Here is a 13,877-nt window from a genome sequence, read left to right on the forward strand (position 1 = left end):
TGACGGGGTCAGAGGGCAGGTCGTACGGTGTCGGCCACGGCTCCCAGGACCATCGCCAGCGAGGTGGCGCCCGGGTCCGGGGTGCCGATGCTGCGTTCGGCGAGCGGCCGGGCCCGGCCCAGCCTCGGGCGCAGCTCGGCGGTGGCCTCGGCGGCGGTACGGGCCACATCGGCGGCGGCACCGAGGGCCTCGGCGGGCGGACTGCCCGCCTCCAGCCGCTCCTGGAAGGCGGTCACGAACGGGGCGAGCGCGTCGACCAGCGTCTTGTCGCCCGGCTCCGCCTTGCCGAGCGTGGTGACGGCCTCCAGCGCGGCCCGCGCGCCGTCGGCCAGTTCCGTCGGCGCGGGAGCGCGGTCGGCGGGGAGCGCGGAGCCGAGAGCGCGCAGCCCCGCGCCCCACAGCGCTCCCGAGGTGCCGCCCGCCTCGGCCGCCCACGCGTCCCCGGCCGCACCGAGCAGTGCGGCCGGTGCGGCCTCGGTGGCCTGCGCCTTCTCGGCGGCGGCGAGCGCCGCGTCCACGCCCTTGCACATACCGCGTCCGTGGTCCCCGTCCCCGGCGACGGCGTCGAGCCGGCCGAGGGCCTCCTCCTGCTCGTGCAGCAGGGTGTGGGCCGCTCGGAGGGCCCGTACGGCGGTGCTGCCGACGGTGATCGCCTCGCCGGTCGCGAGGGCGGGCTGTGCTGCCGCACGGCCGGCCGTCGCCGTGCGGGGTGCGCTCGCCGCCCTGCCGGTGGCGGTCGCTTCGGGGGCGGTCCCGCCGCGGCGGAAGGCGGGGGTGTCGGCGGGGGCGAGCCAGAGCCGTTCCAGCTCGTCGTCCAGCCAGGTGACGGTCAGCGAGCAGCCCGCCATGTCCAGTGAGGTGACCAGTTCACCGACCTCCGGACGGATCAGCTCCAGCCCCGCCTCGGTGAGCAGCCGCTCGACGGACGCCCACAGGACGTACAGCTCCTCGTACTTGGTGGCGCCCAGACCGTTGAGGAGGACCGCCACCCGGCGGCTGTCGGCGGCCTCGTCGGGCCGTTCGGCCAGCAGCCCCTCCACCAGGGTGCCGGCCAGCTCCTGAGCCGACGTCAGCTCGCTCTCGCGCACGCCGGGCTCCCCGTGGATGCCCAGCCCGAGGCCCAGCTTGCCCTCGGGCACGGTGAACAGCGGCTCCCGCTGGCCCGGGAGCGTGCAGCCCGCGAACGCGACACCCAGCGAGCGGGTACGGGCGTTGGTGTGCTCCGCGACCCGGACCACCTCCTGAAGGCTCGCGCCCTCCTCGGCCGCTGCGGAGGCCGTCTTGTAGACGGTGAAGCCCCCCGCTATGCCGCGGCGCCGGTCCGCCTCGGCGGCGGGGGCGCTGGCGATGTCGTCGGTGACGGCGAAGCAGCGGGCCGGTATGCCCTCGTCGGTCAGCCGCTGGGCGGCCTGACCGAAGTTCATGACGTCGCCCGCGTAGTTGCCGAACATGAACAGCACACCTGCCCCCGTCTCGGCCTCCGCCGCCACGGAGTACGCCTGCGCGGCGGACGGGGAGGTGAAGACGTTGCCTATCACCGATCCGTCGGCGAACCCCTTGCCGACCACCCCGCAGAAGGCGGGGTAGTGGCCGGAGCCGCCGCCGGTCAGCACGGCGACCTTCGCGGTGCCGGGGCGGTGCGCCCTGACGACACCGCCGCCGCCCGGGACTGCTCGGACGTGGTCGGGGTGCGCCGCGACGAAGCCTTGGACCATGTCCTCGGCGAAGCGGGCCGGGTCGTTGAATACGCGGGTCATGGAGGACTCCAGCAGTTCGTTGTGCCCTGGGACCGGACAGCGCCGAGCCGCGACCGGAGCGGGTCCCGGTGCCGGAAGGCGCGCGAGGGGCCGGGGCGGATTCACCAGGAGACGGGGTTGGCCGGGGGCGGGGTTCGCGGGGCGGGGTTCACCAGCAGGCGGGATTCACCAGGACTGGCGGGCTCTTTCCAAGGTGTCGAGATACCGGTGGTAGCCGTCCTCGTAGAAGGCGACCGCCGCGTCGTCGGCGCGGGCGACCCGGCCGCCGCCTGCGGCATCGGCGCTTCCGGCGTCGACGCCCAGCGCGCGCCACGCCACCCGAGCGGCGCCGCGGATGCCCACGGCGTCCTCGCGTACCTGCACGTCCCGCCCGAGCACACCGGCGAAGATGCGGCCCCATTCACCGGAGCGGGCTCCCCCGCCGCAGGCGGTGACGGCTCCGTCGACGCCGAGGGTCTCCAGGCAGTGCCGGGCCGAGTAGGCGACCGCTTCGCACAGGGCGCGGACCAGGTCGGCGCGGCCGGTCAGCGGAGAGAGCCCGTCCAGGCGCCCACGGGCGCGGGCGTCCACGAAGGGGGCCCGCTCACCGCTGGTGGACAGGAACGGCAGGGCCGTCACTCCGGCGGCGCCGTACGGGGACTGGGCCAGCAGCGCGTCGAGTTCTTCGATGCGCACGCCGAGCATCCCCAGCAGCCAGTCCAGCCCCGCGGTGCCGATCATGGCGGGCATCACCCGCAGATACCGGCCCTCGTAGGGGGTGGCCAGGACCATGCCGGCCGCCTCGTCGGCCGCGCCCGGTGCGGGGTCGTCGCTCAGCACCTGGCAGGCCAGCGTCGTACCGACGATGAGGTTGCCCTCGCCGACCTGCTGAAGGCCCGAGCCGAAGCCGCAGGCGGGGATGTCGAACGGGCCGGCGCTCACCGGCAGCCCGGCGGGCAGCCCCAGCTCGGCGGCCACCTTGGGCAGCAGTCCGAACAGCGCGCCGGGCGGTGCGGGTTCGGCCAGCAGTCCCCGCCAGCGGCCCAGTCCGCACAGCTCCAGTGCCTCGTCGTCGTAGCTGCGGCGTGCCACGTCCAGGAACGGCACCGAGGCGTCGGAGGCGTCCACCGTCCGTTCACCGGTGAAGCGCTGGGCGATGGCGTCGACGCAGTACCCGGCCACGTCGGCCGCGGCGAGCCGCTCGGGCTCGTGTTCGGCCAGGTGGGCCAGGAGCGGTCCGGCGGCGCCCGGGAACATACCGGCCCCGGTGCGCCGGTAGACCTCCCGCGCCGTGCCGTCGGCGGCCCACTTGTCCAGGACGGGTGCCGCGCGGCCGTCCATCCACGACAGCGCGCGGCCGACCGGACGGCCGCGGGCGTCCCGCAGCCACAGGCCATCGCCCTGACCGGTCAGGGCGAGGGCTTCGACGGGCTCGTTCGGGTCGAGCTGTGCGGCATCGGCGACGGCGGCCCGTACGACGGTGACGACCGTACCGATGACCTCGTCCATGTCCTGCTCGACGCGGTTGCCCGGCAGCGTGTAGAGCGTGCTGCGGGCCTCGTGCGCGGGGGTGGTGCGCCCGTCACGCGCGATGAGCTGGGCCTTGGTGACCGAGGTGCCGACGTCGACCCCGACGATCATGACTGCTGCCCTCCCCCGGCCGCTCCCGTGGTGTCGAACACCTCCGGGTTCACCACGAACTCGGGGCGCTCGCCGCGCAGATACGCGGCCGCCTGCGCCGCGGTGATGGCCGCGGCACGGTCGGCGGTCTGCCGGGTGGCGCCCGCCAGGTGCGGGGTGGTGATGACGTTGGGCGCCCGGTGCAGCGGCCAGTCGGCGGGCGGCGGCTCGACGTCGTACACGTCCAGGGCCAGCGCGCCCAGATGGCCGGACTTCAGCATCGCGGGCAGCGGGCCGTAGTCCATGAGTTCACCGCGCGCGGAGTTGACGAGCACCGCGCCCTTGGGGAGCAGCTTGAGGTTGTCGGCGTTCAGCATGTGCCGTGTCTCGGGGGTGACGCGGGCGTGCAGACTGACGACCGAGCTGCGGCGCAGCAGCTCTTCCAGGGCCACCAGCTCCACGCCGTCGGCCGCCGCCTTGGCCGGGTCGGCGTAGGGGTCGGCGACCAGCACCTCGGAGCCGAAGGCGCGCAGCACCCGGGCGACGATGGCACCGATGGCGCCGTAGCCGACGAGCCCGACGGTGGTGCCGTCCAGCTCGATGCCCGCGTTCTCGATGGCGTAGTAGTCGCCGCGCCAGGTGCCCTTCTTCAGCTCCGCGTCGGAGGCGGGGATCCGGCGCAGCGCGGCGAGCATCAGCCCGAGCGCGAACTCGGCGGCGGCTGCCGCATTGCGGCCGGGGGTGAAGGTGACGGGGATGCCGGCGCGGGTGGCGGCCTCGACGTCCACGTTGACGGGGCCGCCGCGGGCCACCGCGATCAGCTTGAGGTTCGGGGCCTCGCGAATGACGCGCTCGGTGAACGGCGCCATCTGGATGAGCGCCACCTCGGCGTCGCCGAGCGCTTCGAGCAGCTCGTCCTCGGTCCCGCTGGCCTCCTTGACGTTGCCGACGGGCCCGAAGGGGGTGTGCGGCCAGGGGGTGGTCTGGGTGCGGAAGTCCAGTGCGGTGCCCGGGGCGGCTTCCTTGAGCGCGTCGACGAACAACTGGGGGGCGATGAAGTGGTCGCCCGAGGCCAGCACCTTGATCGGGTCAGCTGTCGGGTCCGTCATGCCCGGTCACCTTCCTTGAGCTGGGAGAGCAGATAGCGGCGTACGTCGTCGTGGTCGCTCGCGCAGTGGGCGGCGCCCGCCAGTGCGTCGGCGGCCGGCGGATAGCCGGGGTTGGGGATGGCGACGACCGTCATCCCGGCCGCCGCGGCGGCGCGCAGCCCGTTGCTGGAGTCCTCGACCGCCAGACAGTCGGCCGCGGGGACGCCGAGCTTGTCGGCGGCCGCGAGGTAGACGTCCGGGCTGGGCTTGCCGCGCGGGACCTCTGCGCTGGAGACGGTGGCCTTGAAGTGGTGGTCGACTCCATGGTGCGCGAGGACGGCGTCGATCACGCGGCGCGGCGCGGAGGAGGCCAGCGCGATGGGCCCGCGCGCGGCGGCTTCGGTGATCATCTCGCGGGCGCCGGGCAGCAGCTCGATCTCCCCGTCCTCCAGCGCCTTGATCATGCCGTCCACGACGGTGCGCTCGGTGTCGGCGACGCTGTCGCCGCCGCCGGCGAACTCGGTGAGGAAGGCGGCCCATTCCGGGGCGCTCATTCCCTGGCAGCTCTTGGTCTGCTCGGGCCCCCACTGCTTGCCGCGCTCGGCGGCGAACGCGGTCCACAGCCGCTCCCAGAGATGCTCGCTCTCGACGAGCACTCCGTCCATGTCAAACACCACTGCATCGGCCACGGCCGGAACTCCTCACCTTCGGCTCCCAGCAAATTAACACTGCTTCTGTTATCTGTCACTCATGCGTTGATACGCCCACCACAAGCAATGTGAGGCTTCCGCCGATCCGGGGGCCGAACCGAACCGTACGGGGTGCAGGATGGTCCGTATGACCGCCCATTCAGCAGCGCGCGCCACGCGCCAGAAGCGTCAGCAGCAGATCGTCGACCACGTGCTGGCCAAGGGCGACGCCTCGGTGGCCGAGCTGACGGAGCTGACCGGCGTCAGCGTGATGACCGTGCACCGGGACATCGCCGAACTCGCCGATCGCGGCATCCTGCGCAAGTACCACGGCGGAGTCTCGGCCCAGCCCTCCACCGTCTTCGAGTCCAGCTCGGACTTCCGGCTGCACGCGCACACCGGCGAGAAGGAGGCGCTGGCCAGGGCCGCGCTGGAGTTCGTGACGCCGGGCATGTCGCTGATGCTGGACGACTCGACCACCGCTCTGGCCTTCGCGAAGCTGCTGCCGCAGGTGGGACCGCTGACCGTGGTCACCAACTACCGGCTGATCACCGAGGAGCTGCGGCCCGTGGAGGACGTACGGCTCATCGGGATCGGCGGCGAGTACTCGCGCACCCACGACTCGTGGATCGGGCTCTCCGCGCTGGAGATGATCAAAAGCTTCTCGGTGGATCTGACCGTCGTGTCCACCTCCGCCATCACCGGCACCATGACCTACCACCAGGAGCAGGAGATCGTCGCCCTCAAACGCGCGATGCGGGAGGCCGGCTCGGTGAGCGTGCTGCTGATGGACCACAGCAAGGTCGGCCGCAGCGCTCTGCACCGGCTCGACCCGGTGCGCGCGTTCGACCATGTGGTGCTGTCCGGCCCGGTGGACGACGAGCTGGTGGCGGAGCTGCGGAAGCTGACGGACGTACGGGTCGTGTCGGCGTAGCGCCCCTCCTGCGACAGGGGTCCGGCTACGCGAGGGATTCGCGCTGTTACGCGGTAGCGAACTTGACCGTTACTTTTAACATAGCTCTTGATATTTCTCGCAGGCGGGCTGAGGATCTGCGGTGCACCAACTGGTTACCTCAGAGCGGAGGCCCCCCGATGACGGATCCAGCGACCCGAGCCCCTGACGGAGGGCTACTCGATCGCATAGGGCTGCCGAAGCCCCTGGTCCTCGGATACATCGGCGTACTGCTGTTCATGATCGGCGACGGGGTCGAGAGCGGGTTCATCGCGCCCTACATGGCCGACCACGGCGCGGGCACCGATGTGAAGGCCGGCTACGTCATCACCGCCTACGGCGTCGCCGTGATGCTGGCCTCCTGGTTCTCCGGCGCGCTGTCCGAGGTGTGGGGCCCGCGCAAGGTGATGTGGGTCGGCCTGGGCATCTGGGCGGTCTTCGACGCGCTCTACCTGGTCTTCGCGCTCGGCACCGAGAACTACCCGATGATGCTGATCCTCTACGGCATCCGCGGCTTCGGCTATCCGCTCTTCGCCTTCGGCTTCCTCGTCTGGATCACCGGCACAGCGCCGAAGGCCCGGCTGGGCACCGCCGTGGGCTGGTTCTACTTCGCCTTCACCGGCGGCCTGCCCACCCTCGGCTCCCTGTGGTCCAGCTTCACCATCCCCGCCATCGGCGAGATGGGCACCCTGTGGAGCGCGCTCGGCCTGATCCTGCTCGGCGGCGCCGTCGCACTGGTGGGCGCCAAGCGGCGGGCGGGCGGCGAACGGCTGGCCGACCCCGGCGTGACCACGGGCCAGTCGCTGTTCAACAGCGTCTCGATCGTCTGGACCCACCCACGCGTCCTGGTCGGCTGCCTGGTGCGCATCATCAACACCGCACCCGAGTTCGGCATGCTCGTGTATCTGCCGCGGATCTTCTCCGACGACGTCGGCTTCGGCACCGACAAGTGGCTCCAGCTGCTGGCGATCATCTACGGCACCAACATCTTCTTCAACCTGATCTTCGGTGCCGTCTCCGACAAGATCGGCTGGCGCACCACCATCGCCACGTTCGGCGCCTTCGGCTGCGCGGTCAGTGTGACGGTGCTCTACTTCGTACCGACCTGGCTGGGCCCGGACTACTACTGGGTCGCCGTGCTCGCCGGCATGCTGTACGGCGCCACGCTGGCCGGCTTCGTGCCCATCTCCGCGCTGATCCCGAACATGGCCCCCGACAACAAGGGCGGCGCGATGGCGCTCCTCAACCTCGGCGCGGGCGGCGCCGCCTTCGTGGGCCCGGCCATCGCCTCGCTGTTCCTCCCGCTGGTGGGAGCGGGCGGCGTGACGATCGTCTTCCTGGTGCTGTACCTGGTCGCCATGGTGCTGACCTTCTTCCTCAAGATGCCCGAGGAGCAGGGCGGCTCCGGCTCCCCCGTCGCCGCCTCACCGCCTGGCAAGAGCTCGGCCCCCACACCTGCCTGAGGCTCCGCCGAGGGGGTGCCCCCGCCCGCCGCTCGCGGGCTGCGGGCGGCCGGTGGCCGGTGGCCGGTGGCCGGTGGCCGGCCGCGCTGTTCCCCGCGCCCCTTCGGTGGCGCGGGGAACAGCCGGTTCTGAGGGCGTCAGAGGTCGTAGGAGAAGGTCACCTTCACCTCCTGCTCCCCCTCGCGCACCTCGTAGGACCCCGTCCCGGCCAGGCCGGAGAGTTCTCCCGTGCCCGAGCCCGGGACCACCTCGAAGGTGCAGCGGATGACGCCCTCCTCGTCGAAGGTGCCCTGCTGCTGGACGGCGAAGGTGCCCTCGTGGCCGTCGACCGACCCGGTCAGCAGCTCCATCCCGCAGAAGGAGCCGCACTTTCCGACGGTGTAGGTCAGCAGGTACTGGCAGGTGGTGCCCTCCGCCTCGATGCCGCCCCTGTAGTTGTTGACGATGGCCGCGTGCGCCAGCCGCGGGCCGCGGTCGGAGTCGGTGACGTTCTTCTCGTCCCAGGTCGAGACGGTGAAAACGGCGTCGGTGGACTGCTGGGTCATATGAGGTGGCCTTTCGCTGCGGTTGCTGTTCGACGGCGTACCGGCATCCTTCCGGCCGTACCTGACACCCTGTGTCAGGTACGGCGCACCAGCCGCGAGAATGACGGCATGCGCGCCGACCGGCTCCTCTCGCTGCTCCTCCTGCTGCAAGGCCGCGGCCGGATGACGGCCCCCGAACTCGCCGCCGACCTGGGTGTCTCCGTCCGCACCGTCTACCGCGACATCGAGGCGCTCAGCTCCTCCGGCGTCCCGGTCTACGCCGACCGCGGCCCGGCGGGCGGCTACCGGCTGATGGACGGGTACCGCACCCGCCTCACCGGGCTGACCGGCCACGAGGCGGGCTCCCTCTTCCTGTCCGGACTCCCGGGCCCCGCCCAGGAGCTGGGGCTCGGCGCCGTACTGACCACAGCCCAGCTGAAGGTGCGCGCCGCGCTCCCCGACGCGCTCGCCGAGCACAGCCGACGCGTCCAGGACCGGTTCCACCTGGATGCGCCGGGCTGGTTCCGGGACGCGGACCCGGTGCCGTATCTGCCGCAGGTCGCCGATGCGGTGTGGGAGCAGCGGGTACTGCAGGTGCGCTACCAGCGCTGGCAGGGCGAGGTGCGGCGCGAGCTGCACCCGCTGGGCATCGTCCTCAAGGGCGGCATCTGGTACGCGGTCGCGGTCGCCGCGGCCCAGAACGCGGACGGCGAGGGCGCCGTCCGTACGTACCGGATCTCCCGGCTGGTGGAGGTCAGCACCGCCGACGAGACCTTCGAGCGGCCCGCGGGCTTCGACCTGCCCGGCTACTGGGAGGCGTCGACGCAGCGCCTGGAGGCGATGCTCCGCCAGGAGGTGGCCCGGCTCCGGCTCTCCCCGGCGGGCCGACGGCTGCTCGTCGCGAAGTTCGGTACCTCGGGCGAGCGTGCGCTGGAGGGCGCGGGACCGTCGGGCGAGGACGGGTGGGCCGAGGTGGAGCTGGCCGTCGAGTCGCTGCCGGTCGCCGTCTCCGATCTGCTCAGCCTGGGCGCGGAGGCGGAGGTGCTGGGGCCGCCCGCACTGCGGGAGGCCGTGGTCGAAGCCGTCCGCGCCCTGGCGGCCCGCTATCCACCAAAAGTCTGACGGCACACCGGCGACGAGATCGGGCAGCCCAGGGCCGGAGCGTGTTGCGCTCCTGACTGATGCATCAGTCAGGAGCACAATCACCTCTGATTCACCGGGTATACCTGCGCAAACGCAAACAAAGCGACCACCCGATCATTGCGCTTATCTCAACGTGCCCGTACGGTGGCCGCATGCGGAACACAGCGGGCGACAGGATCCAGGACGGCGCGGGCGAGATCGCCGAGCGCGTCCGCAAGGTCGTCGAGGCCGCCGGATGCAGCCAGCGGGAGTTCGCCCGGCGCATCGTGATGGACCCGTCCAAGCTCTCCCGTTCGCTCGGCGGCACCCGCCGCTTCACCGTCGCGGAACTGGCGCGGATCGCCGACGCGGGGCAGGTCGACGCCGGATGGCTGCTCGGATCCGGCAGCACCGGGTCCGACGAGCCGAAGACCCCGAGCGTCGCGCCGCCCCCCACCGGCGGGACGCGGACGACTGCGCTTCCCGCCGCCGGACGCCCGCTGCAGATCGTGCGGGAGACGGTGCGGCTCATCGCGGAGCACGGTTTCCATGCCGTCCGGGTGGCCGACATCGCCGCAGCGTGCGACACCAGCACCGCCGCCATCCACTACCACTTCCCCGGCCGCGCCGAGCTGCTGGAGGCGGCGGTGCGCTGGTGCATGGACGAGGACACCGCCCGCCGCGCTGCGCGGATCGCCGAGGCCGGCGCGGACGAGGACGCCGCCGCGGAACTGGACGAGCTCCTCGCCCTGCAGACACCTCGTACCGAGCAGCAGCGGCGGCAGTGGCTGGTGTGGCTCGACCTGTGGGCCGAGGCCGCGCGCTCGACCGCGATCGGAAAGCTGCACGTCGAGTACTACCGGCAGTGGCGCACCACCGTCGCCGACGTCGTCCGGCGCGGTATCGCCCAGGGCGTCTTCCGCGAGGTCGACCCCGAGTTCAGCGCCCTGCGGCTGACCGCGCTCGTCGACGGACTGGCCTCCCAGGTGCTGGCCAGCGCAGCCGGAGCCGAGGACGGTACCGGCCCCGACGACATGTACGCGGCGCTGCGCGCGTATGTGCGCACCGAGCTCCTCCCCAAGCCCACCGACTGAGCACCGACCACTCCGCCCACCCCTCCCGGAGGTATCGCCATGCCCATGAACGAGAACGTCATCATCACCGCCGCCCTCACCGGCGCCGGTGACACCGTCGGACGCAGCCCGCATGTGCCCGTCACCCCCGAGCAGATAGCCGTATCGGCCGTCGAGGCGGCCGAGGCGGGCGCCGCCGTCGTGCACATCCACGTACGCGACCCCGAGACCGGCGCCCCCTCGCGGGACCGGAAGCTGTACCGCGAGGTCGTCGAGCGGATCAAGGAGACCGGTACGGACGTCGTCATCAATCTGACCGCCGGCATGGGCGGCGATCTGGTGCTCGACGCGGACCAGCCGCTGGAGAAGGGCGCACTGGAGGGTACGGACCTGGTCGGCGGCCTCGACCGGCTGCCGCACGTGGAGGACCTGCTGCCCGACATCTGCACCCTGGACTGCGGGTCGCTCAACTTCGGCGACCAGCTGTACATCTCCACGACGGAGATGCTGCGCAAGGGGGCACGGCGCATCCAGGAACTCGGCGTCAAGCCGGAGCTGGAGATCTTCGACACGGGGCAGCTGTGGTTCGCCAAGCAGCTGCGGGACGAGGGGCTGCTGGACGAGCCGACCCTCTTCCAGCTGTGCATGGGCATCCCGTGGGGCGCCCCGGCGGACCCGGGTGTGCTGCAGTCGATGGTCAACTTCCTGCCGGCGGGTGCGCAGTGGGCCTCGTTCGCGCTGGGGCGGATGCAGATGCCGTGGGTGGCGCAGTCGATTCTGCTCGGCGGAAATGTGCGGGTGGGGTTGGAGGACAACCTGTATCTGAGCCGGGGTGTGAAGGCGACGAACGCGCAGTTGGTGGAGCGCGCCGTGACCATCACCGAGTCCCTGGGAGCCTCGGTGGCCTCCCCCGCCGAGGCCCGCACCCGGCTGGGACTCGCGCCCCGGTGACCCCCACCCCGCCCCGTCCCCCGTCCCCCGAGATACAGCACGAGCACGAAGGAGCCCACACCATGACAACAGCACTCCCTCCCGATGAGGTGCGCCGGGTCACCTGTGTCGGCGCCGGTGTCATAGGCGGCGGCTGGGTCGCCCATTTCCTGGCCCGCGGTTACGACGTCACCGCGTGGGACCCCGCACCGGACGCCCCCGAGAAGCTGCGCCGCCTGGTGGACGCGGCCTGGCCGGCGCTCACCCGGCTGGGGTTGGCCGAAGGCGCGTCGCCGGAGCGGCTCACAGTCGCGCCGGCCCTCGAAGAGGCCTGTGCGCAGGCGCAGTTCGTCCAGGAGAGCGCGCCGGAGAAGCTGGAGCTCAAGCGGGACCTGCTGGCACAACTGGACGCGGCGACGCCGAAGGATGTCGTCATCGCCTCGTCCACGTCCGGCTACCCGATGACGGACATGCAGACGCAGGCCGCGGACCCGCAGCGGCTGCTGGTGGGGCACCCGTTCAACCCGCCGTATCTGATCCCGCTGGTCGAGGTGGTCGGCGGGCGGAGCACCGCGCAGTGGGCCGTCGAGTGGGCGTCGCGGTTCTACGAGGTGGCGGGCAAGTCGGTGATCACGATGGAACGGGAGCTGCCCGGGTTCATCGCCAACCGGTTGCAGGAGGCGCTGTGGCGGGAGGCGCTGCACATGGTCGCCAACGGAGAGGCGACGGTGAAGGAGATCGACGACTCGATCACCGAGGGGCCGGGGCTGCGATGGGCGTTCATGGGCCCGTGCCTGACGTTCGCGCTGGCGGGCGGCGAAGGCGGAATGGGTCATATGCTCGACCACTTCGGGCCGTCCCTGAAGTCTCCGTGGACCCGGCTGGAGGCTCCCGAGCTGGACTCCGCCCTGCGGGAGGCGATGGTCGCGGGGTGCGAGGAGGCGGCCGACGGGCGCAGCATCGCCGAACTGGTCGCCGAGCGGGACCAGGGCGTCATCGACGTGCTGCGGGCCACCGGCCGGCTGCCGGGTGGGGATGCCCGATGACGCGGCTGCCTTCCTTCGAACAGACGGTCCGCCCCGAGTGGATCGACTACAACGGCCATATGAGCGAGGCGTTCTACGTCCTCGTCTTCGGCCACGCGACCGACGCGATGATGGACGCTGTGGGCCTGGGCCCCACGTACCGGGAGCGCACGGGCTGTTCGCTGTACACCGTCGAGGCGCATGTGCGGTATCTGAGTGAGGTGCCGGAGGGAGCGCCGCTCGCGGTGCGGACCCGTGTTCTCGGTGTCGCCGGGAAGAAGCTCCGGTTCGTGCACGAGATGAACGTCGAGGAGCAGGTGGTCGCCACCAGCGAGCTGTTCGCGCTGCACGTCGGGGCCGAAGGCAGCGTGCCGTTCCCCGACGAGGTGGAGCAGCGGCTCGCGGACCTCGTCGAGGAGGCACCGGAGTGGGCGGGTCGGGCCATCGCGCCGGTCGGCTGGCCTGGGCGATGTTGACGTTTCAGGGTGGGAATCCGACAATGAGCCCCATGGTCGCGCACTCCACCTCACCGCTCGGACGCCACGGCGTCCCGTGGCGGCGTGGGTGCGAGCGATCCGGTCTCTAGGTGTGACGCCGGCTCCCCGTGCGGGAGCGACGGAGCCACCGCGCCATGGCGCGGTAGGTGCATTGTCCACCGTTGATCGGATCCGCTGGAGGACCTTTCATGAGCACCACCATCCCTGAGACGACTGCCGCTCTTCGTGACGCCCGCGTTCCGGAGGGCGGCCTGTACGAAGGCGTGCGTATTCTGCGGCCCTTCCCCGAGAGCTGGGAGGAGCGCCCCTACGAGCTGATCGAGGTCGTGCCGCAGACGCGCGTCATCGGCGCGGAGATCCGGGGCGCCGATCTGTCCCGGCCGCTGAGCCCCGCGCTGCGTGCGGAGCTGAACCGGGCGCTGCTGGAGTGGAAGGTCCTCTTCTTCCGCGGCGCCGACCTCACCCCGCAGCAGCAGGCCGCGTTCGCGCGGCACTGGGGCGAGTTGGAGACCAACCCGCTGCTGGCGCGCGGCTCCAGCGACGAGATCGTCCGCTTCGACAAGGGCGCCGCGACGCGGCCCACGTACGAGAACGTGTGGCACACCGACGTCACCTTCCGTGAGCGGCCCGCGATGGGTGCGGTGCTGCAGCTGCGGGAGGTGCCGCCGCTGGGTGGGCACACCATGTGGGCCGACATGGCCGCCGCGTACGACAATCTGCCGTCCCATGTGCGGGAGCGGATCGACGGGGCGACGGCGGTGCACGACTTCATCCCCGGGTTCGCACGGTTCACCTCGGCCCAGCGGCTGGCCGAGCTGCAGGAGCAGTTCCCGCCGGTCGAGCACCCGGTGGTGCGAACGCACCCGGAGACGGGCCGCAAGATGCTGTTCGTGAACACCTCGTTCACCACCCACATCGTGGGGATGGAGCGCGAGGAGAGCGACCAGCTGCTGGCCGAGCTGGTCCGTCAGGCGCATGTCCCGGAGTACCAGGTGCGGTTCGCCTGGCAGCCCGGTGACATCGCGTTCTGGGACAACCGGGCCACCCAGCACTACGCCCTGTTCGACTACGCGCCGCACCGGCGGGTGGCCGAACGGGTGGCCATCGTCGGCGACAGGCCCTTCTGAACCGCCGACCTCAAGCCGCTTCGCCCGCCCC

At 71.8% G+C, this 13,877-nt stretch carries 13 protein-coding genes; 8 read left to right on the top strand and 5 right to left on the bottom strand.

Features of this window, described 5'->3' with window-relative positions; all coding sequences use genetic code 11:
* Window positions 1-8: 8 nt before the first annotated feature.
* From JW613_RS25055 to JW613_RS25070, 4 genes are all read right to left on the bottom strand, one after another.
* Window positions 9-1,757, bottom strand: coding sequence for a dihydroxyacetone kinase family protein (locus tag JW613_RS25055; RefSeq protein ID WP_209213169.1), 1,749 nt, complete (start codon window positions 1,755-1,757; stop codon window positions 9-11).
* Between the two features lie 165 nt (window positions 1,758-1,922).
* The gene (locus JW613_RS25060) at window positions 1,923-3,377 is read right to left on the bottom strand and encodes an FGGY-family carbohydrate kinase (RefSeq protein WP_209213170.1); all 1,455 of its coding nucleotides are present in this window, start codon (window positions 3,375-3,377) and stop codon (window positions 1,923-1,925) included.
* A complete protein-coding gene (locus JW613_RS25065) occupies window positions 3,374-4,465 on the bottom strand; it encodes a 2-hydroxyacid dehydrogenase (RefSeq protein WP_209213171.1) in 1,092 nt (363 codons plus the stop codon). The genes JW613_RS25060 and JW613_RS25065 overlap by 4 nt, the downstream gene beginning before the upstream one ends.
* On the bottom strand, window positions 4,462-5,133 hold the full coding sequence (locus tag JW613_RS25070; protein ID WP_209213172.1) for an HAD family hydrolase: 672 nt from the start codon (window positions 5,131-5,133) through the stop codon (window positions 4,462-4,464). Before JW613_RS25070 ends, JW613_RS25065 begins: the two co-directional genes overlap by 4 nt.
* Before the next feature lie 148 nt (window positions 5,134-5,281).
* Between JW613_RS25070 and JW613_RS25075 the strand changes: the two genes are divergently transcribed.
* Both JW613_RS25075 and JW613_RS25080 read left to right on the top strand, forming a co-directional pair.
* Window positions 5,282-6,067: a DeoR/GlpR family DNA-binding transcription regulator gene (locus tag JW613_RS25075; protein ID WP_209213173.1), complete on the top strand. Its 786-nt coding sequence runs from the start codon at window positions 5,282-5,284 to the stop codon at window positions 6,065-6,067.
* A 158-nt stretch (window positions 6,068-6,225) separates the two neighbouring features.
* Window positions 6,226-7,548: an MFS transporter gene (locus tag JW613_RS25080; protein WP_209213174.1), complete on the top strand. Its 1,323-nt coding sequence runs from the start codon at window positions 6,226-6,228 to the stop codon at window positions 7,546-7,548.
* A 137-nt stretch (window positions 7,549-7,685) separates the two neighbouring features.
* Here JW613_RS25080 and JW613_RS25085 read toward each other — a convergent pair whose 3' ends face one another.
* The gene (locus JW613_RS25085) at window positions 7,686-8,093 is read right to left on the bottom strand and encodes a DUF3224 domain-containing protein (RefSeq protein ID WP_209213175.1); all 408 of its coding nucleotides are present in this window, start codon (window positions 8,091-8,093) and stop codon (window positions 7,686-7,688) included.
* A 108-nt stretch (window positions 8,094-8,201) separates the two neighbouring features.
* Here JW613_RS25085 and JW613_RS25090 point away from each other — a divergent pair, with 108 nt between their 5' ends.
* The 6 genes from JW613_RS25090 to JW613_RS25115 all read left to right on the top strand — a co-directional run bounded on the left by JW613_RS25090 (window position 8,202) and on the right by JW613_RS25115 (window position 13,846).
* Window positions 8,202-9,194, top strand: a complete 993-nt coding sequence (locus JW613_RS25090; RefSeq protein ID WP_209213176.1) for a helix-turn-helix transcriptional regulator — start codon at window positions 8,202-8,204, stop codon at window positions 9,192-9,194.
* Between the two features lie 173 nt (window positions 9,195-9,367).
* Entirely contained in the window at window positions 9,368-10,288 is a 921-nt protein-coding gene (locus JW613_RS25095; protein ID WP_209213177.1) for a TetR/AcrR family transcriptional regulator, read from the top strand.
* Window positions 10,289-10,327: 39 nt separating this feature from the next.
* Complete coding sequence (locus JW613_RS25100; protein WP_209213178.1) at window positions 10,328-11,218, top strand: beta-keto acid cleavage family enzyme; 891 nt, start codon at window positions 10,328-10,330, stop codon at window positions 11,216-11,218.
* Between the two features lie 62 nt (window positions 11,219-11,280).
* Window positions 11,281-12,243, top strand: a complete 963-nt coding sequence (locus tag JW613_RS25105) for a 3-hydroxyacyl-CoA dehydrogenase NAD-binding domain-containing protein (protein WP_209213179.1) — start codon at window positions 11,281-11,283, stop codon at window positions 12,241-12,243.
* Window positions 12,240-12,698, top strand: coding sequence for a thioesterase family protein (locus JW613_RS25110; protein ID WP_209213180.1), 459 nt, complete (start codon window positions 12,240-12,242; stop codon window positions 12,696-12,698). Before JW613_RS25105 ends, JW613_RS25110 begins: the two co-directional genes overlap by 4 nt.
* 209 nt (window positions 12,699-12,907) lie before the next feature.
* A complete protein-coding gene (locus JW613_RS25115) occupies window positions 12,908-13,846 on the top strand; it encodes a TauD/TfdA dioxygenase family protein (RefSeq protein ID WP_209213181.1) in 939 nt (312 codons plus the stop codon).
* Window positions 13,847-13,877 lie beyond the last annotated feature (31 nt).

It is taken from the genome of Streptomyces smyrnaeus, from assembly GCF_017676345.1.
Classification (GTDB): Bacteria; Actinomycetota; Actinomycetes; order Streptomycetales; family Streptomycetaceae; genus Streptomyces; species Streptomyces smyrnaeus.

What these genes read in the sequence shown, in the direction of transcription:
- JW613_RS25090 (WP_209213176.1), top strand. Translation starts at nt 8,202, where the DNA reads ATGCGCGCCGACCGGCTCCTCTCGCTGCTCCTCCTGCTGCAAGGCCGC.
- JW613_RS25080 (WP_209213174.1), top strand. Translation starts at nt 6,226, where the DNA reads ATGACGGATCCAGCGACCCGAGCCCCTGACGGAGGGCTACTCGATCGC.
- JW613_RS25065 (WP_209213171.1), bottom strand. Translation starts at nt 4,465, where the DNA reads ATGACGGACCCGACAGCTGACCCGATCAAGGTGCTGGCCTCGGGCGAC.
- JW613_RS25100 (WP_209213178.1), top strand. Translation starts at nt 10,328, where the DNA reads ATGCCCATGAACGAGAACGTCATCATCACCGCCGCCCTCACCGGCGCC.
- JW613_RS25085 (WP_209213175.1), bottom strand. Translation starts at nt 8,093, where the DNA reads ATGACCCAGCAGTCCACCGACGCCGTTTTCACCGTCTCGACCTGGGAC.
- JW613_RS25075 (WP_209213173.1), top strand. Translation starts at nt 5,282, where the DNA reads ATGACCGCCCATTCAGCAGCGCGCGCCACGCGCCAGAAGCGTCAGCAG.
- JW613_RS25060 (WP_209213170.1), bottom strand. Translation starts at nt 3,377, where the DNA reads ATGATCGTCGGGGTCGACGTCGGCACCTCGGTCACCAAGGCCCAGCTC.
- JW613_RS25115 (WP_209213181.1), top strand. Translation starts at nt 12,908, where the DNA reads ATGAGCACCACCATCCCTGAGACGACTGCCGCTCTTCGTGACGCCCGC.
- JW613_RS25055 (WP_209213169.1), bottom strand. Translation starts at nt 1,757, where the DNA reads ATGACCCGCGTATTCAACGACCCGGCCCGCTTCGCCGAGGACATGGTC.
- JW613_RS25110 (WP_209213180.1), top strand. Translation starts at nt 12,240, where the DNA reads ATGACGCGGCTGCCTTCCTTCGAACAGACGGTCCGCCCCGAGTGGATC.
- JW613_RS25095 (WP_209213177.1), top strand. Translation starts at nt 9,368, where the DNA reads ATGCGGAACACAGCGGGCGACAGGATCCAGGACGGCGCGGGCGAGATC.
- JW613_RS25105 (WP_209213179.1), top strand. Translation starts at nt 11,281, where the DNA reads ATGACAACAGCACTCCCTCCCGATGAGGTGCGCCGGGTCACCTGTGTC.